Source organism: Vibrio sp. L3-7, assembly GCF_963898195.1.
Lineage (GTDB): Bacteria > Pseudomonadota > Gammaproteobacteria > Enterobacterales > Vibrionaceae > Vibrio > Vibrio echinoideorum.
In genome coordinates this window covers 184,962-208,699 of sequence record NZ_CAWQUW010000066.1, presented here as the reverse complement: position 1 = coordinate 208,699, position 23,738 = coordinate 184,962, and the positions used below count along the sequence as shown (strand labels likewise).

Genomic DNA, 23,738 nt, shown 5'->3' with positions numbered 1-23,738 from the left:
TGAAGCTTGTTTGTGACAATCCTTTAGAATCGTATGAATTGGGTGTTTCTATACTGTGCTGAATCAAAGTTAAGCGGATATGAATCGCTAAAAGAGAAAAAAGCCCCGGTTCAGATCACATATTTCTGGGTTTTTGTCTAAAATCTGGTATATTATTGACCGTTTTTTAAATCAAGCTAGCGGTTATTATCCAAACTTTTGAGATAATTGACGGCTACCTTTTATGAGTGAATCGAGAATCCATGTCTACTCCACAGATTGATAAGTTAAGAAATATCGCGATCATCGCGCACGTTGACCACGGTAAAACGACTTTGGTTGATAAACTACTACAACAGTCAGGCACTCTTGAGTCTCGTGGTGAAGCTGAAGAGCGTGTCATGGATTCGAATGACATCGAAAAAGAGCGTGGCATTACAATCCTTGCTAAGAACACAGCAATTGACTGGAATGATTACCGTATCAACATCGTAGATACCCCAGGACACGCGGACTTCGGTGGTGAAGTTGAACGTATCATGTCTATGGTTGATTCAGTTCTTCTGATCGTTGATGCAGTTGATGGCCCAATGCCTCAAACTCGTTTCGTAACACAAAAAGCATTTGCACACGGCCTTAAGCCAATCGTTGTTATCAACAAGATTGACCGCCCTGGTGCTCGTCCTGATTGGGTTATGGACCAAGTATTTGACTTGTTCGACAACCTAGGCGCGACTGATGAGCAACTAGACTTTACTGTTGTTTACGCTTCAGCTCTAAACGGTTGGGCAACAATGGAAGAAGGCGAAGTTGGCACAGACATGGAACCATTGTTCCAAGCTGTTGTTGATACAGTAGAAGCGCCTGCAGTTGACCTTGAAGGTCCACTACAAATGCAAGTTTCTCAACTTGATTACAGCTCTTACGTAGGTGTTATCGGTGTTGCTCGTGTTACTCGTGGTTCTGTTAAGCCAAACCAACAAGTAACTATCGTGAATGCTGAAGGCAAGAAACGTAACGGTAAAGTAGGTACTGTACTTGGTTACCTAGGTCTTGAGCGTCACGAAGTAGAACAAGCTAACGCTGGCGACATCATTGCAATCACGGGTCTTGGTGAGCTGAAAATTTCAGACACTATCTGTGACGTAAACAATGTTGAAGCAATGGAACCACTGTCTGTTGATGAACCAACAGTAACAATGACTTTCCAAGTAAACACTTCTCCGTTCGCGGGTAAAGAAGGCAAGTTCGTTACTTCACGTAACATCCTTGAGCGTCTAGAAAAAGAATTGGTTCATAACGTTGCACTACGTGTTGAAGAAACTGAAAGCCCAGACCGTTTCCGCGTATCAGGCCGTGGTGAGCTTCACCTTTCTATCCTGATCGAAAACATGCGTCGTGAAGGCTTTGAGCTTGCAGTATCTCGTCCAGAAGTAATCATTAAAGAAGAAAATGGTCAGAGAATGGAACCGTTTGAAACGGTTACTATCGATGTAGTTGAAGAGCACCAAGGTGCGATCATGGAAAGCATCGGTCTACGTAAGGGTGAGCTAACGGATATGGCACCAGATGGTAAAGGCCGTGTTCGCATGGACTTCATGATGCCTTCTCGTGGTCTTATCGGTTTCCAAACTGAATTCCTTACAATGACGTCTGGTTCTGGTCTTATTTACCACTCGTTCGATCATTACGGTCCTCACAAAGGCGGTATCATTGGTCAACGTAACAACGGTGTTCTAATCTCGAACGCAACGGGTAAAGCACTGACTTACGCACTGTTCTTCCTTCAAGCTCGTGGTCGTCTATTCACAGAGCACGCTGATGAAGTTTACGAAGGCCAAGTAATCGGTATTCACAACCGTTCAAACGACCTAACAGTAAACTGTCTGAAAGGTAAGCAACTAACGAACGTTCGTGCATCTGGTACTGATGAAGCACAAGTTCTTTCTCCACCGATCAAGCACACTCTAGAGCAAGCTCTTGAGTTTATCGATGAAGATGAACTAGTAGAAGTAACGCCACTAAACGTACGTATCCGTAAGAAACTTCTTACTGAAAACGAACGTAAGCGCGCTTCTCGCCCTGCTAAAGACTAATTGTCGGCAGGTTAGCTTCTAGCTAACGAGACGTTACAACGAATAAGAAAGCCCCGAGTAGCTCAGCTGCTCGGGGCTTTTTTTGTGCCGTTAGTCGTATATCGAAAACAAGTAATATATTGAAAATAGTAAGGCTGAGAGATTCCCTACCACGCTCGTCTCTCGCGATAGGGAATGATGGCGTATGCGTTTAATTTAAAGCACCTTAATTCAAAGCACCTTTGTCGTCACCCTCAAGAGGAAGGGACGAAAGAGTTGTGGGTCTAATGGTTGATGCCTAAATGGCTTTTAGCGAAGGTGTTTTGCAAAAGGGTATGATGATTCGGTGTCTTAACGTTGTCTGCGTTAATGAGCCTTCCGGCATCTTCAAGAGGGATGAACGATTGAGTTGATATCTAGTTTTTGATATCTAGTTTTTTATCTTTAGGTGATGTATCACGAATTGAACTCGTTCTTCCACCGACATAAATGGCACCTCGACTACTTCATAACCTAGCTCTTGATAGACTCTGACTAACGCATGGTGAATTTCTAAGGCTTCTTCAAGCGGATAAGGCCTCACATCATCTTGTACGTAAATAGATGCCTCAGGGCGACAGAAGAAGGCTTGAGAGTGATAGCCTTGGCTTGCTTCTCGGTAGCTCTCATCAATCTCAAGGTTAGCTTGATTCAAGTAACCACAGATATCTGGAATAGCGCGATCGAGAAACGTAATCGAATGCTGTTTGGCCTGTTCTTTTTGCTCGATCATGACGGTTAAACACAAACGAGCAAACCCCGGCAGATCTAACCAGGGTAAAATTCCATTTTTAAGCTGGCTTTGCTCTTCTATCAACTGGCGAGAGGATTCAGCGAAGATTGGGTAACCCGCGTTACCCAAGGCATTAATCAGTGTTGTCTTTCCGGCTCCTGGGCCGCCAGAGATGATAGGGCTCATTGCGTGGTCATTTTATCTTTGAGGGGCTACTTCTGATTGAGCTGAGCGAGGAATTTATCCGACTCTGCTATCGCTGCATTCATCTGCTCTATTGCATAGGCAATGTCTTTTTCTAAGCTCATGAATTCTCCCTGCAACGAACCGACAGCACTCGCATTGAGGTTATGCTTTAGATAAAGCGTATTGTCGCGAAGGGTGTTGAGTACCGGGTCCATTTTCTTCTCGGCCCGTTTCATTGCTGAAAGCATGGTCTTGTAAGACGATTGGGTTTCTCGCAGTTTTTGTTCACTCGAACGGCGCAGTGAAGCACTGGTGTAGAGGTCTAACTCGCTCTGCCACTCTGCAAACAGCGCATCTGACACGTCTTCAATCGCAGCAATCCGATCACTGACATTTTGTGCGGCTTTCTCGCTGTCTTGGTATTTATCGTTGATTTGGTTGTACATGTCTTCAAGGTCGCCGCCACTGAAGTTCGTCAGGCTACTCAAGGCTTCAAGTGCGCTGGTAAACTCTTCCTGAGCATCCTGCTGCGACTCTTTCGCGTCTTCTACTCTATCGACCATAATATCGCGCTTGTGGTAACCCACTTGCTCCATGGCGGAGTAATAAGCGGACTGGCATCCAGTTAGAGAAAAAATAGAGAGGACTATAACTATTAAATAAGGCATCCTAGTTTCCTATAGTTAAATAATATCAATCGTAGTAAATAACTGCTCAACCTAGCTTGTTAAAATGCTCGATAACGGCGTTAGAATTTTTGATTGTAGAATAACTACTTATCAAAAAAGGCTGCCTTGTTCTCAAGCCTTTTTCCTACGCTATTTTTGAACATTTACTTACTGTGATTAATACAACGGAATATTAACTAGGACTATGAACGAGTTACCAGGGAGTTACAAGTTGAAGATAAAAAAGGCAGCCACAGGAAGCATCCAGTTTTCCCGCTATCTTCTTACGCGGATGACGCACGATAGAGTCAACGTGAACGCGGGCTATTTAGCGTACATTACTCTGCTTTCCATTGTGCCGATGCTGACGGTTCTGCTATCGATTTTATCGTCATTCTCAATCTTTGCTGATGTCGGTCTCGTGATTCAAAACTTTGTCATTACCAACTTTGTTCCTGCGTCAGGGGATGCAGTGCATGGTGCTTTGCTTGAGTTTGTCGCCAATACCGGAAAAATGACCGCTGTAGGCAGTGTGTTCTTATTCATTGCAGCTCTGATGCTGATCTCCAATATTGATAAGAACTTGAACTACATCTGGCGTGTAACGGAAAAGCGTCGGGCCGTGTTGTCTTTCTCTATGTATTGGATGGTGCTAACCCTTGGGCCAATTTTAGTGGGCGCCAGTATTGCCGCGACCTCTTACGTGACGTCATTGAACTTGCTGCAAAATGAAGTCGTCTCGAGTGCCTTCAATACCGTGATTCGCAAGCTTCCTTTGATTCTCTCTTTCTTTGCGTTCTTCGGTTTATATCTTCTCGTTCCAAACAAAAAGATACACTTTTCTCATGCTGCTGCAGGCTCTTTGGTTGCGGCCATTCTGTTTGAATTAAGCAAGAAAGGTTTTGCGGCTTATATTACTCAGTTTCCGTCTTACCAGTTGATTTACGGTGCTTTAGCGGCGATTCCGATTCTTTTTGTTTGGGTTTATTTGTGCTGGTTAATCGTGTTAGTGGGTGCTGAAGTGACAGCCGCGCTTGGTGAGCACGAACAGTGGAGTGACTCGCAAGAAATGGTACACTCGCTGGATAACGATGAAATTCCAGAGCAAGGAAACAACAGTGATAGCCCTGATTCAAAGAGTAAGTGAAGCTGCCGTCCGTGTTGATGGCGAAGTAGTTGGTGAGATTGAACAAGGCTTATTGGTTCTATTAGGCGTGGAAAAAGGTGACGACGAAGCCAAAGCCAAACGTTTGATGGAACGAGTGACAACTTATCGTGTCTTTGAAGATGAAGACGGAAAAATGAACCTCAACGTAAAACAAGTTGAAGGTAAAGTGTTGGTAGTTTCTCAATTTACACTGCCAGCCGATACAAAAAAAGGAACCCGAGCGGGCTTTTCTCGTGGAGCAAACCCTGAAGATGCAAAGCGTCTTTACGATTATTTCTCTGACCAATGTGAATCAGTATTGCCAACGGAACGTGGCCGATTTGCAGCCGACATGAAAGTGTCATTGGTTAATGATGGTCCAGTAACATTCTGGCTCCAGGTTTAAACTTAAAGGAATATGCATGTTTAAACTGATAACACCGACCACCGAAAATCAACTGAACAAGTATTACCATTTTCGTTGGCAGATGCTGCGTGAACCTTGGCGTATGCCGGTAGGTTCCGAGCGTGATGAGTATGATGCCATGAGTCACCATCGTATGATTGTCGATGGTCGTGGTCGTCCGATGGCGATTGGCCGCCTTTACATCACTCCAGACCTTGAAGGTCAGATCCGTTATATGGCGGTGAAGAACTCTCGCCGAAGTAAAGGCATGGGTTCATTGATTTTAGTGGCGTTAGAGTCATTGGCTCGCCAAGAGGGCGCCAAACGCTTGGTGTGTAATGCACGAGAAGATGCGATCTCATTCTACGAGAAGAATCACTTTGAGCGTCGTGGTGAAATTAACGACCAACGTGGTCCAGTTCGTCACCAGCAGATGGTGAAGCACCTCGATCCGATGGCTGATGTGCTGCGTAAGCCTGAATGGTGTAATGAGCTACAACAGCGCTGGGAAAATCAAATCCCGATCAGTGACAAGATGGGCATCAAGATTAACCAATACACTGGTTATCAGTTTGAATGTAGTGCTCAGTTGAACCCAAATCTCAACCCTCATAATACTATGTTTGCTGGATCAGCTTTCACCCTAGCGACCTTAACGGGTTGGGGAATGACTTGGTTGCTGATGAAAGAGCGTGGGCTTACCGGTGATATCGTATTGGCCGACAGCAATATTCGCTATCGTCATCCGGTTGAGCAAAACCCAGTGGCAGCAACTTCATTGGACGGAATCAGTGGTGATTTAGATCGCCTCGCTTCAGGTAGAAAGGCACGTATCATTATTCACGTGACTATTAACAGTGGTGATGTGGAAGCGGTTGAGTTTACGGGAACCTATATGCTGATCCCCGACTATAAAAAGAGATTATCAACCGACTCAGACGTGAGCAAATAGCTTATCGCTCGTTGAACTGCGGTTCAAAACTAAACTGCGGTTCAAAACTAAACTGCGGTTCAAAACTGGACTGCGGATCAAAAACTGCAAATGAAACGGTTGATTGAAAGCGCTACTCCTGTGGAGTGGCGCTTTTTTGTTGGCAGTCATTAATCTCCGAATACTTCGCTTGGTTGAGCTTTCCTGAGATTTGATGGCATTGGTCAGTTAAGGTGATAGAAAGCGTGTGCTTGGTCGTTTCTAGCAAATCGAGTTCTCCTGAAACCTCGCCATTTAACGTTTGAACTCTTTGTGAACCTTGCTCTTCTGCAGATGCACCAATGATGTGCATTGGCTTAAGAGTGAAACGGCCGCGGTCGAAATCAGCATTCAGTTCCGGAACTTCAAATACGTTATTGCTTGATGTGTCGGAGAGCTTATCGTTAAAGGTCATTACGCCTTGACGAACGCTACCGGTGAGTTGCCCCGTGGTTGAGTAACCGAGCATCAGTGAATCGCCATATAAGCCAGCGGCTTGAAGCTCGAACTCTCCATAACCTGTTGCATCGAGTGGTAACTCTAATGGCTGCAACATTAGTGATATCGGCAACCCATCGGCAGAGATGTCTAAGCTCCATGGTTTGCTTATTTTGTTAAAATCGAGCGTTGCATTTGCTTCAATATAGCCATGCTTCAGTGGCGCAAACAGGCGTGTTAGTGTCCATTTTCCCTGATCGCTGTTCATTTCAATAACAGGTTGAGCGCTGAGGATGTTTTGATAGCTTGCATCGTTAGCACTGGCCATCAACTTACCTTGCCACAAACCTAGCTTTCTATCTTGAAGCAGATGAACTTGATGCCCCTCGACATGCAGTCCTGAGACCTGCCAGTAAGGCTTCTCTGCGAGTTGAATGAGTTGGCTGCGTTCTACGTTAAGTTGTTTGATAGAGACCTGTTGTAGCTGTTTAAGCCAAGGAGTTAGACGCACCGCGGGTAAATTATTATCTTGGTTTTCTGTAATCCATTTTATGCCGCGAACATCGAGCTGTGCTAATTCAATGGAGCTCGGGGTAATCTTTCCGTTCAGCTGAATACTGCCTTGCAAGAATTGAGTATAAAAATCTTCAATCAGAATCTGGTTTGGTTGGAGGCTTAACTTAACGCTTGGGTCGATGAAGCTATCATCGTCCAAAATGACGCCTTCAGCTTGTAGAGAGAGCGTCGCTTGTTGTTGCTCCCACCATCTAAAAGGCAGTTGGATATTTTCGAGTGACGCATCAAAAGCAGCTAAGTGGCCATCTTGCCATTGCACATCGCTGCGTAGAATGTCTAGGCTGTTGATGTGGTTGACCTGAATACCTGCGACATCCCATTCTTTGCTCAATAGGGTCTTGGTTTGTCTTTCGTTTAATCGCAAGCCATCGACCGTGACATTCACCAGCGACCAATCACTCTGGTATTGCTCTGCTTGCCCGGAAATTTTCGCTCCACGCCAGTCGAATGAAGCGCCATACAGAGTGCTATCACTGGGTTTTAGGTCTAGATCAATCAGAAGGTTATCGAATGCTTCACCTTGCCAGTAAAGTTGCGTGGCGGTGAGTTGAGTTTTTCCATAAGGCAGCAGTGAATAGCTGTCACCCCAAGTGGGTTCTGAAATCTGGAGATCGATACCACGCACATTAAAGTCCTGTGTCGAAAAATCTAGGTTATTAATGGCTAGCTGGTGGAGCTGAATGTTTGGTTGTGTAAGTAGTGATGCGAGTGTGCCGAGATCATTCGTTTCCAATTGAAGGCCGCTGAGCAGCACAGAATCCAAAACGAGTTTGGCTTGAGTGACAGAGTGAGGGCTGAACCAAATATCGATCTTATCGATATAAAGAGGAGTTTGTTGTTCTGGCTGACTTTGGGTAACGCCCATTAAAGTGATGTGGTAAGGCACCTGATACTCAATATCTTCAATGAGCACAGGTTGTTCAATCGTATGCTTGATAAAGAAGTTAGCAACATCAGCTCGGTATTGAGTTTGTAAGCTTAATAGCAGCGTTGCGATAAGTGCAACGATGATGGAAAGCACAATGCCAAGCACCATGAGTACCTTTTTCATTCCTTGAAAGCCTTAAATTTCACTAGTGTTAAAACAGAGTGGAACAAAAATGGGTAAGCATCAACAAAAAAGCCCCTCAAAAGAGGGGCTTGCTACAAAAATATCATTTTGAAACAGGGTCTTCGCATTTCGCTCAACCCCGAGCAGATGGTGAAACTAGTCTAGTTGCGGACCTGCAGCAACCAGTGACTTACCTTCAGCGTTATCTGTGTACTTATCAAAGTTGTTGATGAAGCGTTCTGCTAGATCTTTCGCTTTGCTTTCCCATTGTAGTGGGTCAGTGTACGTATCACGTGGGTCTAGAATCGCAGGATCTACATCGTGCAACGCTAGCGGTACTTCTAGGTTAAACATAGGAATAACCTTAATCTCCGCTTGGTCGATTGATCCATCTAGGATAGCGTCAATGATGCCGCGAGTATCTTGAATCGAGATACGTTTGCCTGTGCCATTCCAACCCGTGTTCACAAGGTAAGCTTCTGCACCAGCCGCTTCCATACGCTTCACAAGCACTTCAGCGTACTGAGTAGGGTGAAGGGTTAAGAATGCAGCACCGAACGCAGCAGAGAACGTTGGCGTTGGCTCAGTGATACCACGCTCTGTACCTGCTAACTTAGCGGTAAAGCCAGATAGGAAGTGGTACTTAGTTTGCTCTGGTGTCAGTTTAGATACTGGTGGTAGAACACCAAATGCATCTGCGGTCAGGAAGATAACTTTCTGAGCGTGACCGGCTTTTGAAACTGGCTTAACAATGTTGTCGATGTGGTGAATTGGGTAAGAAACACGAGTGTTTTCTGTTTTTGAACCGTCATCAAAATCGATAGAGCCATCACCACGAACCGTTACGTTTTCTAGCAGTGCATCGCGACGGATTGCATTGTGAATTTCTGGTTCTGCTTCTTTCGACAGGCGGATCGTCTTCGCGTAGCAACCACCTTCAAAATTAAAGATACCATCGTCATCCCAACCGTGCTCGTCATCACCGATTAACTCACGTTTAGGATCGGTTGATAGCGTTGTTTTGCCTGTGCCGGATAAGCCGAAGAAAATGGCTACATCGTCTTTCTCGCCCACGTTTGCACTACAGTGCATTGAAGCGATACCTTGAAGAGGCAATAGGTAGTTCATCATTGCGAACATACCTTTTTTCATCTCACCGCCGTACCAAGTACCGCCAATGATTTGAACGCGTTCAGTTAGGTTGAAAGCAACGAAATTCTCAGAGTTTAGACCTTGTTTTTCCCAGTTAGGGTTGGTTGTTTTAGCACCGTTCATAACGACGAAGTCAGGTTCGAACGTTGCTAGCTCTTCGTCGGTTGGACGAATGAACATGTTCTTAACGAAGTGCGCTTGCCACGCTACTTCCGTGATAATACGTACACTTAAGCGCGTATCTGGGTTAGCACCACAGTAACCGTCAATGACAAACAGGCGCTTGCCAGATAGCTGAGTTGTTACAAGCTCTTTTAGCTCATTCCATACTTCAGTTGTAATCGGTTTGTTGTCATTTTTGCCTTGATCTGACCACCACATGGTATCGCGTGTTGTGTCATCTTTAACAATGTACTTATCTTTTGGTGAGCGGCCAGTAAAGATACCAGTGTCAACCGCAACAGCGCCTAGTTCCGTTACTACGCCTTTCTCGTAGCCTTCTAGACCTGGCAGTGTTTCTTCAACGAATAACTGTTCGTAGCTAGGATTACGAAGAACTTCGGTAACGCCAGTCAGTCCGTGCTTAGTTAGATCAATTTGTGCAGCCTTAGTATGTTCCATAACGGTCATAGGTGCTCCTTGTAGGATATTTTGTAGGGATTTTGTATTAATTTTTTATTGTTATCTGCTCACCATGCTAGCAACGAGACTCGGGGGAAACAGGGATATAGCTCAAAAAATATCCATATCAACCTTGGGGTTTTAAGCGTCTCGTCACATATTGGCCTAACTAGTCTATCCTGTACGCAAACCTTTGCGCTAGAGGCGAGAACATTATTAATTGATTAAAATTAAGCAGTGATTTTATTACGAGATGTTACGGAGTTTGCGCTGTTTTGATCACAAAAAAGGCCAGCTGAGTGCTGACCTTTTTGGGGTAAATTACGTGTTTTTGGTACGCTGTAAATTAATGAACCGTATTGTCGCCTTTATCTGCTGCTTCTGCGTACAGTGCATCCACATCGTTCTTGTCGAACGAGTAGTTTGTGCCACAGTAATCACAGTGTAGAGCAACGCTACCTTCGGTGCTGATGATGTCGTAAATCTCTTCTTGAGCAACCGTAATGATAGCGGCGCCACTGCGTTGACGAGAACAGCCACAGAAGAACTCAACAGGCTGTGGTGTAAACACCTGCACTTTCTCTTGGTTGTACAAACGGTACAGCAACTCATTCGCTTCTAGAGAGAACAACTCTTCGTTCTTAACCGTATCCGTTAACTGTTCTAGATGTTCGAAGTCATCAGGTGTCCCGGTACCATCAGGCATAACCTGTAAAAGCATACCCGCTGCGTGAGCTTTACCTTCATGTTCACCCGTGCGCAGCCATAGACGAGTCTTAAGCTGTTCTGAGTTAGCAAAGTAACCTTCAAGAACGTCAGCGAGAGTTTCGCCCTCAAGACCAACGATACCTTGGTAACGCTCACCTTTCTTAGGATCAATGGTGATAACCAAGTGGCCTTTACCAACAAGATCGTGCAGGCCTGCGTCATCAGCGATATCACCTTCAAAGCGAGCAACGCCACGGATTTTTTGGTCGTGGTCGCCATTGATAACGGCTAGAGATACAGGGCCATCACCTTGCAGTTGCATGGTGATAGAGCCTTCAAATTTTAGGGTCGCCGTTAAAAGCGTCGTAGAAACCAATAGCTCACCCAGCAGTTTCTGTACTGGTGCTGGGTATTCCTTGCTAGAAATAATCTGTTGGTACGCTTCGTCCATTTGTACCAATTCACCACGTACTGATAGGTCTTCAAATAGGTAGCGATTTAAAACATTACTTGTAGACATTGGGTCTGCCATTTGGCTATTCCTTCTAGCTTATTGAGTCTTGAACTTGATGATGTCACGGCGTTGCTTTTTATCTGGGCGACGTTCTGGTGCTGGGCTATGAGCATTAAGCTTGCGCTGTTGTGCAAACTCTTCTCTTTTTGCCAAGCTTTCAGTGGTTTCTTCATAGAGTGTTTGAGCGATCGGAGCTCCGCCACGATGGGCCGAGATTTTCTCGATAGTCACCGTTTTTTCTTCATTACCTTGGCGCAGCGTAATGACGGCTCCAAGTTCGACAACTTTACTTGGTTTGCTGCGCTGACCATTATAGTGGACTTTGCCACCATCGACCATGTTGCGAGCAATAGACCGAGTTTTGTAAAAACGAGCGGCCCACAACCATTTATCGAGTCTGACAGCTTCATTAGCATTTTTCATATAGGGCAGTGCCTTTTAAGTGAGAAATGAATGCGGTTTAACTGTAATGAACAGCGCGCAACATGTTTTTGATGATGCTTATCACATTAAGTAGAAGCTTAAAGTGGAGGCGGTTGGCATTTTTTTCAAGTCATATTACAAAATAGCCATGTAATGCCGATTTATAGATTTGCTATGATATAGTTCGGGATCTTATGCTTAAATAAGCTTGGTATCGCACGAATGAATAAAAAAGCTGAAAGTTTAATGATTTGCAGCGTTTGTCGTCATGAAAAGGGGCAAGGGAAGTGAACTTTTTAGAGCTCAAAAGTCGCATAGGACATTATCCTATGTTGAGCCGCTTATTAGAGAATGGATTTGTACTTCAGCAAAAACTAAGCCTAGTTACTTGTTGCGTGTTGATTGCAGCTTCCGCATGGATTTTAGGACAGCTCGCATGGTTTGTTGAACCTGCCGAGCAAATCGTCGTGCCTTGGAAAGCAACAGCTTCATCGTCTTCCTCTCCTCAGTCTACCCTCGATATCTCTTCTTTGCAGCAGAGCAACATGTTTGGCGCCTATAACCCAACCACGGCTCCTGTTGTTGAACAACAAGTTATCCAAGATGCGCCTAAGACGCGATTGAACCTGGTTTTGGTGGGCGCGGTAGCGAGCTCTAACCCAAAACTGAGCTTGGCTGTGATTGCTAATCGCGGCACACAAGCGACTTACGGGATCAACGAAGAAATAGAAGGCACGCGTGCCAAGCTAAAAGCGGTGCTTGTGGATCGCGTGATCATTGATAACTCAGGGCGAGATGAAACACTGATGCTTGAGGGGATTGAGTACAAGCGTTTAGCTGTCTCAGCGCCTGCGCCTCCTCGCGCCTCCTCTTCGGTACGTGGCAACAACCCAGCTTCTGCAGAAGAGAAGCTTGATGAAATTAAAGCGAAGATAATGAAAGATCCGCAACAAATCTTCCAATATGTTCGACTGTCTCAGGTGAAGCGTGACGATAAAGTTATTGGTTATCGTGTGAGCCCTGGCAAAGATTCAGAACTTTTTAACTCTGTTGGGCTCCAAAACGGAGATATTGCTACTCAATTAAATGGGCAAGACCTGACAGACCCAGCCGCAATGGGCAACATATTCCGTTCCATTTCAGAGCTGACAGAGCTAAACCTCGTCGTCGAGAGAGATGGACAACAACATGAAGTGTTTATTGAATTTTAAAACTTTGCGTCTAACGAAGGACGAAAGTGTAGGAGAAATACGTGAAGCATTGGTTTAAGAAAAGTGCATGGTTACTGGCAGGAAGCTTAATCTGCACACCCGCAGCCATCGCGAGTGATTTTAGTGCCAGCTTTAAAGGCACTGATATTCAAGAGTTTATTAATATTGTTGGTCGTAACTTAGAGAAGACGATCATCGTTGACCCTTCGGTGCGCGGAAAAATCGATGTACGCAGCTACGATGTGCTCAATGAAGAGCAATATTACAGCTTCTTCCTAAATGTATTGGAAGTGTATGGCTACGCGGTTGTCGAAATGGACTCGGGTGTTCTTAAGATCATCAAGGCTAAAGATTCTAAAACATCGGCAATTCCAGTCGTTGGAGACAGTGACACGATCAAAGGCGACAATGTTGTCACACGTGTCGTGACGGTTCGCAATGTTTCAGTACGTGAACTTTCTCCTTTGCTTCGCCAACTGAATGACAATGCAGGCGCGGGTAATGTTGTGCATTACGATCCTGCGAATATCATTCTGATTACTGGCCGTGCTGCGGTAGTGAATCGTTTAGCGGAAATCATCAAGCGTGTTGACCAAGCGGGTGATAAAGAGATCGAAGTCGTTGAGCTAAAGAATGCTTCTGCGGCAGAAATGGTGCGTATTGTCGATGCATTAAGTAAAACCACTGATGCTAAAAATACACCTGCCTTCCTACAACCTAAATTAGTTGCTGATGAGCGTACCAATGCGATTCTTATCTCAGGCGACCCTAAAGTACGTAGCCGTTTAAGAAGGCTGATTGAACAGCTTGATGTTGAAATGGCGACCAAAGGCAACAACCAAGTTATTTACCTTAAATACGCAAAAGCAGAAGACTTAGTCGATGTGCTGAAAGGCGTGTCGGACAACCTGCAATCAGAGAAGCAAACATCAACTAAAGGTAGCTCATCTCAACGCAACCAAGTGATGATCTCAGCTCACAGTGATACCAACTCGTTGGTGATTACTGCACAACCGGACATCATGAATGCGCTGCAAGACGTGATCGCACAGTTGGATATTCGTCGTGCTCAAGTCTTGATTGAAGCCCTAATTGTCGAGATGGCAGAGGGTGACGGTATTAACCTTGGTGTGCAATGGGGTTCTTTAGAGCACGGCGGAGCAATTCAATTTTCGAATGGTGGGCCAAAAATTGGTGAAGTAATGGTTGGTCTTGAAGAGGCTAAAGATACTACTTCAACTACAGCTGTTTATGATTCAGATAATAATTTTTTACGCAACGAAACGACTACTGAAGAAGGTGACTACAGTACATTAGCTTCTGCTTTAGGTGGCTTGAATGGTGCAGCATTACCTCTTGTTATGGGGGACTGGACCGCTCTTATTAGTGCTGTTTCGACTGATTCAAATTCAAATATCCTATCGTCTCCAAGTATTACGGTAATGGACAACGGCGAAGCGTCATTCATTGTGGGTGAAGAGGTTCCGGTTTTAACTGGTTCTACTGCGGGCTCAAGTAACGATAACCCATTCCAAACGGTTGAACGTAAAGAAGTGGGCATCAAGCTAAAAGTGGTACCACAAATCAATGAAGGTAACTCGGTACAGCTGAATATTGAACAAGAAGTGTCGAATGTATTGGGTGCGAATGGCGCAGTTGATGTTCGCTTTGCCAAGCGTCAACTGAACACGTCAGTGATCATTGAAGACGGTCAGATGTTAGTGTTGGGTGGTTTGATTGATGAGCGTGCTTTGGAAAGTGAATCTAAGGTCCCATTCTTGGGTGATATTCCATTTCTTGGTTTCCTGTTTAAATCAACCAGTACACAGGTTGAGAAAAAGAACTTAATGGTCTTCATCAAACCAACCATCATTCGTGATGGCATGACAGCTGATGGTATCACCCAGCGTAAATACAACTTCATCCGTGCTGAGCAGCTGTATAAGTCAGAACAAGGCCTGAAACTGATGGATGACGATAACATCCCGGTATTGCCTAAATTTGGTGCTGACATGAATCACCCGGCTGAAATTCAAGCCTTCATCGATCAAATGGAACAAGAATAATGGCTGAATTGGTAGGGGCGGCACGTACTTATCAGCGCTTGCCGTTTAGCTTTGCGAATCGCTATAAGATGGTGTTGGAATATCAACATCCAGAGCGCGCACCGATACTTTATTATGTTGAGCCACTGAAATCGGCGGCGATCATTGAAGTAAGCCGCGTGGTCAAAAATGGTTTCACGCCACAAGCGATTACTCTCGATGAGTTTGATAAAAAACTGACCGATGCTTATCAGCGTGATTCGTCTGAAGCGCGTCAGTTAATGGAAGACATCGGTGCAGACAGTGATGATTTCTTCTCATTGGCAGAAGAACTGCCCCAAGATGAAGATCTACTCGAATCGGAAGACGATGCCCCGATCATCAAGTTAATCAATGCGATGTTGGGAGAGGCGATCAAAGAGGGTGCTTCGGATATACATATCGAAACCTTTGAAAAGTCACTCTGTATCCGTTTCCGAGTTGATGGTGTACTGCGTGATGTTCTAGCGCCAAGCCGTAAATTGGCTCCGCTGTTGGTTTCTCGTGTAAAGGTTATGGCTAAATTGGATATCGCGGAAAAACGCGTGCCACAAGATGGCCGTATTTCTTTGCGTATTGGTGGCCGAGCGGTTGATGTTCGTGTTTCAACCATGCCTTCTTCGCATGGTGAGCGTGTCGTAATGCGTCTGTTGGACAAAAACGCGACTCGTCTAGACTTGCACAGTTTAGGTATGACAGCAGAGAACCACGAAAACTTCCGTAAGCTGATTCAGCGCCCACACGGCATTATCCTGGTTACCGGCCCTACGGGTTCTGGTAAATCCACGACCTTGTATGCTGGCCTGCAAGAACTCAACAGTAACGAACGCAACATCCTGACGGTTGAAGATCCAATTGAATTCGATATCGATGGTATTGGCCAAACACAAGTGAACCCTAAGGTTGATATGACCTTTGCGCGTGGCTTGCGTGCCATTCTTCGCCAAGATCCTGATGTCGTTATGATTGGTGAAATCCGAGATTTGGAAACCGCAGAGATTGCGGTACAAGCCTCTTTGACCGGCCACTTAGTTATGTCGACCCTTCACACCAATACTGCAATCGGCGCGATCACGCGCTTGCGCGATATGGGTATTGAACCTTTCTTGATTTCTTCTTCATTGTTGGGTGTTTTGGCTCAGCGCTTGGTTCGTACTCTGTGTAACGGCTGTAAAGAACCTTATGAAGCAGACAAAGAGCAGAAAAAGCTGTTCGGGTTGAAGAAAAAAGAAAGTCTGACGCTTTACCAGGCTAAAGGTTGTGAGGAGTGTGGCCATAAGGGATACAGAGGCCGTACCGGTATTCATGAGCTGCTGATGATTGATGATTCAGTACAAGAACTGATTCATAGTGAAGCGGGTGAACAGGCTATTGAGAAGGCCATTCGTAGCACAACCCCAAGTATTCGAGATGATGGCTTAAGCAAAGTTCTGAAAGGGATAACATCCCTAGAAGAAGTGATGCGTGTGACCAAGGAAGTCTAGTATGGCGGCATTTGAATACAAAGCGCTGGATGCTAAAGGTAAGAGCAAAAAGGGTTCTATCGAAGCGGATAACGCTCGTCAGGCCCGCCAACGCTTAAAAGAACAAGGCTTAATGCCGGTTGAGATGACCGAAGCGAAGGCGAAGCATGCGAAAGGCACTCAAGCCTCGACCAGTTTTAAGCGTGGAATCAGCACCCCTGATCTTGCTTTGATTACTCGTCAAATATCAACGCTTGTTCAATCTGGTATGCCGTTGGAAGAATGCTTGAAAGCGGTGGCTGAACAATCCGAAAAGCCACGTATTCGCACCATGTTATTGGCAGTACGTTCTAAGGTTACTGAAGGTTACTCGTTAGCCGACAGCTTGTCTGATTTTCCACATATCTTCGATGAGTTGTTCAGAGCGATGGTGGCTGCAGGTGAGAAATCAGGGCACTTAGATGCGGTATTGGAGCGCTTAGCGGACTACGCCGAAAATCGTCAAAAGATGCGCTCTAAGTTACTGCAAGCGATGATCTACCCAATCGTGTTGGTGGTGTTTGCAGTAACGATAGTCTCTTTCCTATTAGCAACGGTTGTACCTAAGATCGTTGAGCCGATTATTCAGATGGGCCAAGAACTTCCTCAATCGACACAATTTTTATTAGCATCGAGTGAATTTATCCAGAATTGGGGCATCCAATTACTGTTGTTGACCATTGGTGTGATTGTTCTGGTTAAGACCGCGCTGAAAAAACCGGGCGTTCGCATGAGTTGGGATCGCAAATTATTGAGTATTCCGCTGATCGGCAAGATAGCGAAAGGGATCAATACCTCTCGTTTTGCACGAACACTCTCTATCTGTACCTCTAGTGCGATTCCTATCCTTGAAGGGATGAAGGTCGCGGTAGATGTGATGTCGAATCATCACGTGAAACAACAAGTACTGCAGGCATCAGATAGCGTTAGAGAAGGGGCAAGCCTGCGCAAAGCGCTCGATCAAACCAAGCTTTTTCCGCCGATGATGCTGCATATGATCGCCAGTGGTGAGCAGAGTGGCCAGTTGGAGCAGATGCTGACAAGAGCGGCTGATAACCAAGACCAAAGTTTTGAGTCGACCGTTAACATCGCCTTAGGCATTTTTACCCCAGCCCTTATCGCTTTGATGGCAGGCTTAGTGCTGTTCATTGTGATGGCGACGCTGATGCCGATGCTTGAAATGAATAATTTGATGAGCGGTTAATCAGTCGCTCATAGGACGTTAGTTTTTGGATTATCGAGACGAAGGACATCATTACCTTCAACTCGTTGTCTGTAATTTGGAGAAAATAATGAAAAATAAAATGAAGAAACAGTCAGGCTTTACCTTATTAGAAGTCATGGTTGTTGTGGTTATCCTTGGCGTTTTGGCGAGCTTTGTTGTTCCAAACCTATTGGGTAACAAAGAGAAAGCTGACCAACAAAAAGCCATCACTGATATCGTGGCGCTAGAGAACGCGCTAGATATGTACAAACTGGATAACAGCGTTTATCCGACAACGGATCAAGGCCTTGATGGATTGGTAACAAAGCCAAGCAGCCCAGAGCCTCGTAACTACCGTGACGGTGGCTACATCAAGCGTCTGCCTAACGACCCATGGGGTAACGAGTACCAATACCTAAGCCCAGGCGACAACGGTACTATCGATATCTTCACGCTTGGTGCTGATGGCCAAGAAGGTGGTGAAGGTATTGCTGCAGATATCGGCAACTGGAACATGCAAGACTTTCAATAAGCTTCGGCTTATTGTTGTTTGATGCATTGTTGTTACTTGATACGTTATTTTCGATTGATGCCGCTTGATGTCGTTATTTGATGGTAGGACGTAAACAGATGGAGTCTACAAGGTGAAAACTAAGCAAAAACAGCCAGGTTTCACCTTGATTGAGATTCTGTTGGTGTTGGTACTACTGTCAGTAACGGCGGTTGCGGTGATTGCGACCATCCCTACCAATAGTAAAGATGTCGCTAAAAAATACGCTCAAAGTTTTTATCAACGAATTCAGCTACTCAATGAAGAAGCTATTTTGAGTGGATTGGATTTTGGTGTTCGCATTGATGAAAAGAAATCGACTTACGTTTTGATGACTTTGAAGTCTGATGGTTGGCAAGAAACTGATTTCGAAAAGATCCCCTCTTCAACAGAATTACCAGAAGAACTCGCGCTGTCATTGACGTTAGGCGGTGGAGCATGGGAAGACGACGATAGGTTGTTTAATCCAGGAAGCTTGTTTGATGAAGATATGTTTGCTGATCTTGAAGAAGAAAAGAAGCCTAAACCACCGCAGATCTACATCATGTCGAGTGCCGAAATGACGCCATTTATCCTCTCTTTTTATCCAAATACGGGTGACACAATACAAGATGGTTGGCGCATTCGAGTGTTGGATAATGGTGTGATTCGATTGTTAGAGCCAGGAGAAGAAGATGAAGAGGAATAAACTTTCTTCTTGTCACTCTCGTGGTATGACTCTTGGTTCTCGAGGAATGACTCTGCTTGAGGTATTGGTTGCTCTTGCTATTTTTGCGACGGCGGCGATCAGTGTGATTCGTGCTGTTACTCAGCACATCAATACACTCAGCTATTTAGAAGAAAAAACCTTCGCGGCGATGGTCGTTGATAATCAAATGGCCTTAGTCATGCTGCATCCTGAGAAGCTAAAAAAAGCACAGGGCACGCAAGAGTTGGCAGGAAGAGAGTGGTTCTGGAAGGTAACTCCAATCGATACCAGCGGAGACTCGTTAAAGGCATTTGATGTGAGCGCGGCAACCAGTAAAAAATCTTCTCCAGTAGTGACGGTGCGCAGTTATGTTGTTAAATAAGAGCATGTCGTTAAATAAAAGCATGTCGTTAAGTAAGAATGGATCGCTAAATAAGAGCAAGCCGCTCAGTAAAAACGGGTCGCTAAGTAAAAGTATGGCGTCAACTAAGGCTTTCTCTAACTGTATGCCCTTCAAACAAGGTTTACCTTCAAAAGGGAGAGGCTTCACCTTAATCGAAGTCTTAGTCTCGATCGCTATTTTTGCCACGTTAAGTATGGCGGCCTATCAAGTTGTAAACCAGGTTCAGAGAAGTAATGAGATCTCAATCGAACGCAGTGCACGCTTGAATCAATTGCAACGTAGTTTGGTCATTTTAGATAATGATTTTCGTCAGATGGCAGCGAGACAGTTTCGCACCAATGGTGAAGAAGCATCATCTAAGCTGATTTTAATGAAAGAGTATTTACTGGATTCCGATAGTATTGGCATCATGTTTACTCGCCTTGGTTGGCATAACCCGCAACAGCAGTTTCCTCGAGGTGAGGTGACGAAAGTGGGTTACCGCATCAAAGAAGAAACGCTTGAGCGAGTGTGGTGGCGCTATCCCGATACACCAGCAGGCCAGCAAGGCGTAATTACTCCTCTGCTTGATGATGTCGAAAGCTTGGAATTTGAGTTTTATGACGGCAGTCGTTGGGGTAAAGAGTGGCAAACCGATAAATCATTGCCTAAAGCTGTACGACTAAAGCTGACCTTGAAAGATTATGGTGAGATAGAACGTGTTTATCTCACGCCAAGTGGTACGTTAGACCAAGCCGATGACGCTGATGACTCTTCAAATAGTGAGGGGAATAATGGCTAATCGAATCAATCGCCTTACTAAGAGAAGCTCTGCCTTAGGGCGTAAGCAGCGGGGTGTGGCACTGATCGTGATCCTGATGCTACTGGCGATCATGGCAACCATCGCGGGCAGCATGTCTGAGCGTTTGTTTACTCAATTCAAACGTGTTGGTAACCAGTTAAATTATCAACAGGCTTACTGGTATAGCATTGGTGTTGAAGCGCTCGTGCAAGACGGCATTAGGCAAAGCTACAAAGACAGTGATACCGTAAACCTAAGCCAACCATGGGCGTTAGAGGAACAGGTATACCCATTGGATTATGGTCAAGTCAAAGGCCGTATCGTGGATGCACAGGCTTGTTTTAATCTCAATGCTTTAGCTGGGGTTGCGACGACTTCAAGTAACCAAACACCTTATTTAGTCACGGTGTGGCAAACCTTGTTGGAAAACCAAGACATTGAGCCTTATCAGGCTGAAGTTATCGCGAATTCAAGCTGGGAGTTTGTTGATGCTGATACCCGAACCACCTCTTCGTCTGGCGTAGAAGACAGCACCTATGAAGCGATGAAGCCATCGTATCTTGCGGCCAATGGTTTAATGGCAGATGAATCGGAGCTACGAGCGGTGTATCAGGTTACCGGTGAGGTGATGAATAAGGTTCGCCCTTTGGTTTGCGCTTTACCCACCGATGACTTCCGATTGAATGTGAATACACTCACGGAAAATCAAGCGCCTTTATTGGAAGCAATGTTCGCGCCGGGCTTAAGTGAATCGGATGCTAAACAGCTGATAGATAAACGCCCATTTGATGGTTGGGATACGGTCGACGCATTTATGGCTGAATCCGCCATTGTTGGCGTGAGTGCCGAAGTCAGTAAAAAAGCGAAAGCATATTTAACTGTAGATAGCGCCTATTTTGAGCTAGATGCAGAGGTATTAGTTGAGCAGTCACGTGTACGTATACGGACGCTTTTCTATAGTAGTAATCGAGAAACAGTGACGGTAGTACGCCGTCGTTTTGGAGGAATCAGTGAGCGAGTTTCTGACCGTTCGACTGAGTAACGAACCACAAAGCCCAGTGCAGTGGTTAGTTTGGTCGACAAGCCAACAAGAAGTGATAGCAAGTGGTGAACTGTCTCGCTGGGAACAGCTTAGTGAGTTAACGCCTTACGCTGAAAAGCGCAGTTGTATCGCTTTATTGCCGGGAAATGAGTGCTTAATTAAGCGTGTTGAGATCCCGAAAGGTGCTGCTCGCCAATTTGATTCTATGCTGCCGTTTTTATTAGAAGACGAAGTGGCACAAGATATCGAAGACTTGCACTTAACCATTTTAGATAAAGATTCCACTCATGCCACAGTGTGCGGTGTTGAACGTGAGTGGTTAAAGCAAGCTTTAGACAAGTTTCGCGAAGCCAATATTATCTTTCGTAAGGTATTGCCAGATACGCTAGCCGTGCCTTTGGAAGAACAAGGCGTCAGTGCGCTACAGATCGACCAACATTGGCTATTGCGTAAAGGTAACTCTCAACGTCAAGGGAACTATCAAGCGGTATCGATCAGTGAAGCATGGTTACCGATGTTCCTGAAAAGTGACTGGATTGTCGCTGATGAGCAGGAAGAACCAACTAAAATTTTTAGCTATACCTCATTGCCGAGCGATGACGTTCAGCAGAACAGTGGTATGGAATGGCATGCTAAACCTGCAGAGTTGGTGATGGCTTTATTGAGCCAACAAGCGATCACAAGCGGCGTGAATTTACTGACTGGCACTTTTAAAACCAAATCTTCATTCAGTAAATATTGGCGTGTTTGGCAAAAAGTGGCGGTTGCTGCTTGCTTGCTGGTTGCGGTAATTGTGACTCAACAAGTGTTGAAGGTTCAGCAATATGAAGCGCAGGCACAAGCCTACCGCATGGAGAGTGAACGTATTTTTAGAGCGGTGCTGCCTGACAAACAACGTATTCCGACCGTGAGTTACCTCAAGCGTCAGATGAACGATGAAGCCAAGAAATACGGAGGTTCAGGCGAGGGTGATTCCTTACTTGGATGGCTAGCATTACTGCCAGAAACCCTAGGGCAAGTGAAATCGATTGAAGTTGAAACTATTCGCTACGACGGTAACCGTTCTGAGGTTCGACTACAGGCTAAAAGTTCCGATTTTCAACATTTCGAGACCGCCAGAGGGAAACTCGAAGAGAAGTTTGCCGTGGAACAAGGGCCATTGAATCGTAATGGCGATGCCGTATTTGGTAGTTTTACCCTTAAACCCCGTCAGTAACTAACGCAAGGAGAGCAGTGATGAGAAATATGATTGAACCACTCCAAGCGTGGTGGACTTCAATAAGTCAAAGGGAGCAACGATTAGTTATTGGTTGTTCTATTTTACTCGTGTTGGGTATTGTTTATTGGGGGCTACTACAGCCACTCAGTCAGCGAGCTGAACTGGCACAAAGTCGTATTCAAAGTGAGAAGCAACTTCTGGCTTGGGTAACGGACAAAGCCAATCAAGTAGTTGAACTAAGAGGCAGCGGTGGCATTAGTGCTAGTCAGCCTTTAAACCAATCTGTGCCTGCTTCTATGCGCCGTTTTAACATCGAGCTGATACGCGTACAACCACGCGGTGAGATGCTGCAAGTTTGGATTAAGCCTGTGCCATTTAATAAGTTCGTTGACTGGCTGACATACCTGAAAGAAAAGCAGGGTGTTGAGGTCGAATTTATGGATATTGATCGCTCTGATAGCCCTGGGGTTATTGACGTCAACCGACTACAGTTTAAACGAGGTTAATGTGAAACGCGGTATATCTTTTAAATATGGCCTGCTATTCAGTAGCATCTTTATCGTTTTTTTCTCGGTAAGTTTACTCCTGCACTTACCGGCTTCTTTTGCTCTTAAGCATGCGCCAGTAGTGCGTGGCTTAAATATCGAAGGCGTTGAAGGCACTGTTTGGCAAGGTCGCGCTAACAATATTGCGTGGCAGCGCGTCAATTACGGCTCTGTACAATGGGACTTCCAGTTCTCGAAACTATTCCAAGCCAAAGCAGAACTTGCGGTTCGCTTTGGCCGTAACAGCGACATGAACTTATCAGGTAAAGGGCTTGTCGGGTATAGCATGAGCGGTGCTTACGCGGAAAACTTAGTGGCATCAATGCCAGCCAGCAACGTGATGAAATATGCGCCTGCTATCCCAGTACCGGTTTCTATTGCAGGGCAAGTTGAACTGACGATAAAACATGCGGTTCATGCTCAGCCTTGGTGCCAATCGGGCGAAGGTACGTTTGCTTGGTCTGGTGCTGCGGTCGACTCGCCAGTGGACTCGTTAGATCTTGGCCCTGTGATTGCGGATATTACTTGTGAAGACAGTACTATTGCAGCCAAAGGCGCTCAGAAGAGCGTTCAAGTGGACAGTGAGTTCTCGGCGAGCGTAACGCCAAATCAACGCTACACATCCGCAGCGTGGTTTAAGCCGGGTGCTGAGTTCCCTCCCGCGATGCAGAGCCAACTTAAGTGGTTGGGTAACCCTGATAGCCAAGGTAAGTATCAATTTACCTACCAAGGACGTTTTTAGTCCGGTATCTACTTCTAAGCTAGTATCTGTTGGTTAGCCAATCTGGCAATTAAATAATGAGATATAAAAATGGGCACCTCA

General features: G+C 45.3%; 22 protein-coding genes. 16 read left to right on the top strand and 6 right to left on the bottom strand.

Annotation, left to right across the window (positions count from 1 at the left end; translation table 11 throughout):
- Nucleotides 1-242: 242 nt before the first annotated feature.
- Entirely contained in the window at nt 243-2,075 is a 1,833-nt protein-coding gene (gene typA, locus AACW75_RS23985; protein WP_017075481.1) for a translational GTPase TypA, read from the top strand.
- Nucleotides 2,076-2,484: 409 nt separating this feature from the next.
- Here the strand turns inward: typA and AACW75_RS23980 are convergent, their stop codons facing one another.
- A complete protein-coding gene (locus tag AACW75_RS23980; protein ID WP_145570071.1) occupies nt 2,485-3,012 on the bottom strand; it encodes an AAA family ATPase in 528 nt (175 codons plus the stop codon).
- Between the two features lie 26 nt (nt 3,013-3,038).
- Nucleotides 3,039-3,680 carry a DUF2959 domain-containing protein gene (locus AACW75_RS23975; RefSeq protein ID WP_017093967.1) on the bottom strand — a complete coding sequence of 214 codons (642 nt, stop codon included), beginning with the start codon at nt 3,678-3,680 and terminating at the stop codon, nt 3,039-3,041.
- Between the two features lie 205 nt (nt 3,681-3,885).
- Here AACW75_RS23975 and AACW75_RS23970 point away from each other — a divergent pair, with 205 nt between their 5' ends.
- Genes AACW75_RS23970 through AACW75_RS23960 form a run of 3 tightly spaced genes read left to right on the top strand, consistent with a single transcriptional unit; the run spans nt 3,886 to nt 6,185 of the window.
- Entirely contained in the window at nt 3,886-4,827 is a 942-nt protein-coding gene (locus AACW75_RS23970) for a virulence factor BrkB family protein (RefSeq protein WP_145570072.1), read from the top strand.
- Nucleotides 4,799-5,233: a D-aminoacyl-tRNA deacylase gene (gene dtd / locus AACW75_RS23965; RefSeq protein WP_102553932.1), complete on the top strand. Its 435-nt coding sequence runs from the start codon at nt 4,799-4,801 to the stop codon at nt 5,231-5,233. The genes AACW75_RS23970 and dtd overlap by 29 nt, the downstream gene beginning before the upstream one ends.
- A 16-nt stretch (nt 5,234-5,249) precedes the next feature.
- On the top strand, nt 5,250-6,185 hold the full coding sequence (locus AACW75_RS23960) for a bifunctional GNAT family N-acetyltransferase/hotdog fold thioesterase (protein ID WP_017076168.1): 936 nt from the start codon (nt 5,250-5,252) through the stop codon (nt 6,183-6,185).
- Between the two features lie 112 nt (nt 6,186-6,297).
- Here the strand turns inward: AACW75_RS23960 and AACW75_RS23955 are convergent, their stop codons facing one another.
- The 4 genes from AACW75_RS23955 to hslR all read right to left on the bottom strand — a co-directional run bounded on the left by AACW75_RS23955 (nt 6,298) and on the right by hslR (nt 11,686).
- Entirely contained in the window at nt 6,298-8,268 is a 1,971-nt protein-coding gene (locus tag AACW75_RS23955; RefSeq protein ID WP_261378899.1) for an AsmA family protein, read from the bottom strand.
- A 156-nt stretch (nt 8,269-8,424) separates the two neighbouring features.
- On the bottom strand, nt 8,425-10,050 hold the full coding sequence (gene pckA, locus AACW75_RS23950) for a phosphoenolpyruvate carboxykinase (ATP) (protein ID WP_237297566.1): 1,626 nt from the start codon (nt 10,048-10,050) through the stop codon (nt 8,425-8,427).
- 337 nt (nt 10,051-10,387) lie between these two features.
- The gene (gene hslO / locus AACW75_RS23945; protein ID WP_145570073.1) at nt 10,388-11,281 is read right to left on the bottom strand and encodes an Hsp33 family molecular chaperone HslO; all 894 of its coding nucleotides are present in this window, start codon (nt 11,279-11,281) and stop codon (nt 10,388-10,390) included.
- Nucleotides 11,282-11,299: 18 nt separating this feature from the next.
- A complete protein-coding gene (gene hslR, locus AACW75_RS23940; protein WP_017076164.1) occupies nt 11,300-11,686 on the bottom strand; it encodes a ribosome-associated heat shock protein Hsp15 in 387 nt (128 codons plus the stop codon).
- 329 nt (nt 11,687-12,015) lie between these two features.
- On the opposite strand from hslR, the gene gspC reads away from it, so the two are divergent.
- The 12 genes from gspC to AACW75_RS23880 all read left to right on the top strand — a co-directional run bounded on the left by gspC (nt 12,016) and on the right by AACW75_RS23880 (nt 23,657).
- Nucleotides 12,016-12,897: a type II secretion system protein GspC gene (gspC, locus tag AACW75_RS23935; protein WP_145570074.1), complete on the top strand. Its 882-nt coding sequence runs from the start codon at nt 12,016-12,018 to the stop codon at nt 12,895-12,897.
- A gap of 41 nt (nt 12,898-12,938) precedes the next feature.
- Nucleotides 12,939-14,963: a type II secretion system secretin GspD gene (gene gspD / locus AACW75_RS23930; protein ID WP_145570075.1), complete on the top strand. Its 2,025-nt coding sequence runs from the start codon at nt 12,939-12,941 to the stop codon at nt 14,961-14,963.
- Nucleotides 14,963-16,465 (top strand): type II secretion system ATPase GspE, encoded by a 1,503-nt coding sequence (gene gspE, locus AACW75_RS23925; protein ID WP_145570076.1) that lies wholly within the window; start codon nt 14,963-14,965, stop codon nt 16,463-16,465. The genes gspD and gspE overlap by 1 nt, the downstream gene beginning before the upstream one ends.
- Before the next feature lies 1 nt (nt 16,466).
- On the top strand, nt 16,467-17,687 hold the full coding sequence (gspF, locus tag AACW75_RS23920) for a type II secretion system inner membrane protein GspF (protein ID WP_102553936.1): 1,221 nt from the start codon (nt 16,467-16,469) through the stop codon (nt 17,685-17,687).
- 88 nt (nt 17,688-17,775) lie between these two features.
- On the top strand, nt 17,776-18,219 hold the full coding sequence (gene gspG / locus AACW75_RS23915) for a type II secretion system major pseudopilin GspG (RefSeq protein ID WP_004735601.1): 444 nt from the start codon (nt 17,776-17,778) through the stop codon (nt 18,217-18,219).
- 112 nt (nt 18,220-18,331) lie between these two features.
- The gene (gspH, locus tag AACW75_RS23910; protein ID WP_135455799.1) at nt 18,332-18,925 is read left to right on the top strand and encodes a type II secretion system minor pseudopilin GspH; all 594 of its coding nucleotides are present in this window, start codon (nt 18,332-18,334) and stop codon (nt 18,923-18,925) included.
- A complete protein-coding gene (gene gspI, locus AACW75_RS23905) occupies nt 18,912-19,307 on the top strand; it encodes a type II secretion system minor pseudopilin GspI (RefSeq protein WP_145570077.1) in 396 nt (131 codons plus the stop codon). Before gspH ends, gspI begins: the two co-directional genes overlap by 14 nt.
- Before the next feature lie 22 nt (nt 19,308-19,329).
- Nucleotides 19,330-20,109, top strand: a complete 780-nt coding sequence (gene gspJ / locus AACW75_RS23900) for a type II secretion system minor pseudopilin GspJ (RefSeq protein WP_186437106.1) — start codon at nt 19,330-19,332, stop codon at nt 20,107-20,109.
- Nucleotides 20,102-21,151: a type II secretion system minor pseudopilin GspK gene (gspK, locus tag AACW75_RS23895; RefSeq protein ID WP_017076157.1), complete on the top strand. Its 1,050-nt coding sequence runs from the start codon at nt 20,102-20,104 to the stop codon at nt 21,149-21,151. Before gspJ ends, gspK begins: the two co-directional genes overlap by 8 nt.
- Nucleotides 21,120-22,367: a type II secretion system protein GspL gene (gene gspL / locus AACW75_RS23890; protein ID WP_145570078.1), complete on the top strand. Its 1,248-nt coding sequence runs from the start codon at nt 21,120-21,122 to the stop codon at nt 22,365-22,367. Before gspK ends, gspL begins: the two co-directional genes overlap by 32 nt.
- 20 nt (nt 22,368-22,387) lie before the next feature.
- On the top strand, nt 22,388-22,876 hold the full coding sequence (locus AACW75_RS23885) for a type II secretion system protein M (protein WP_017076155.1): 489 nt from the start codon (nt 22,388-22,390) through the stop codon (nt 22,874-22,876).
- Nucleotide 22,877: 1 nt separating this feature from the next.
- Complete coding sequence (locus AACW75_RS23880; RefSeq protein WP_145570079.1) at nt 22,878-23,657, top strand: type II secretion system protein N; 780 nt, start codon at nt 22,878-22,880, stop codon at nt 23,655-23,657.
- The last annotated feature ends 81 nt before the right edge of the window (nt 23,658-23,738 follow it).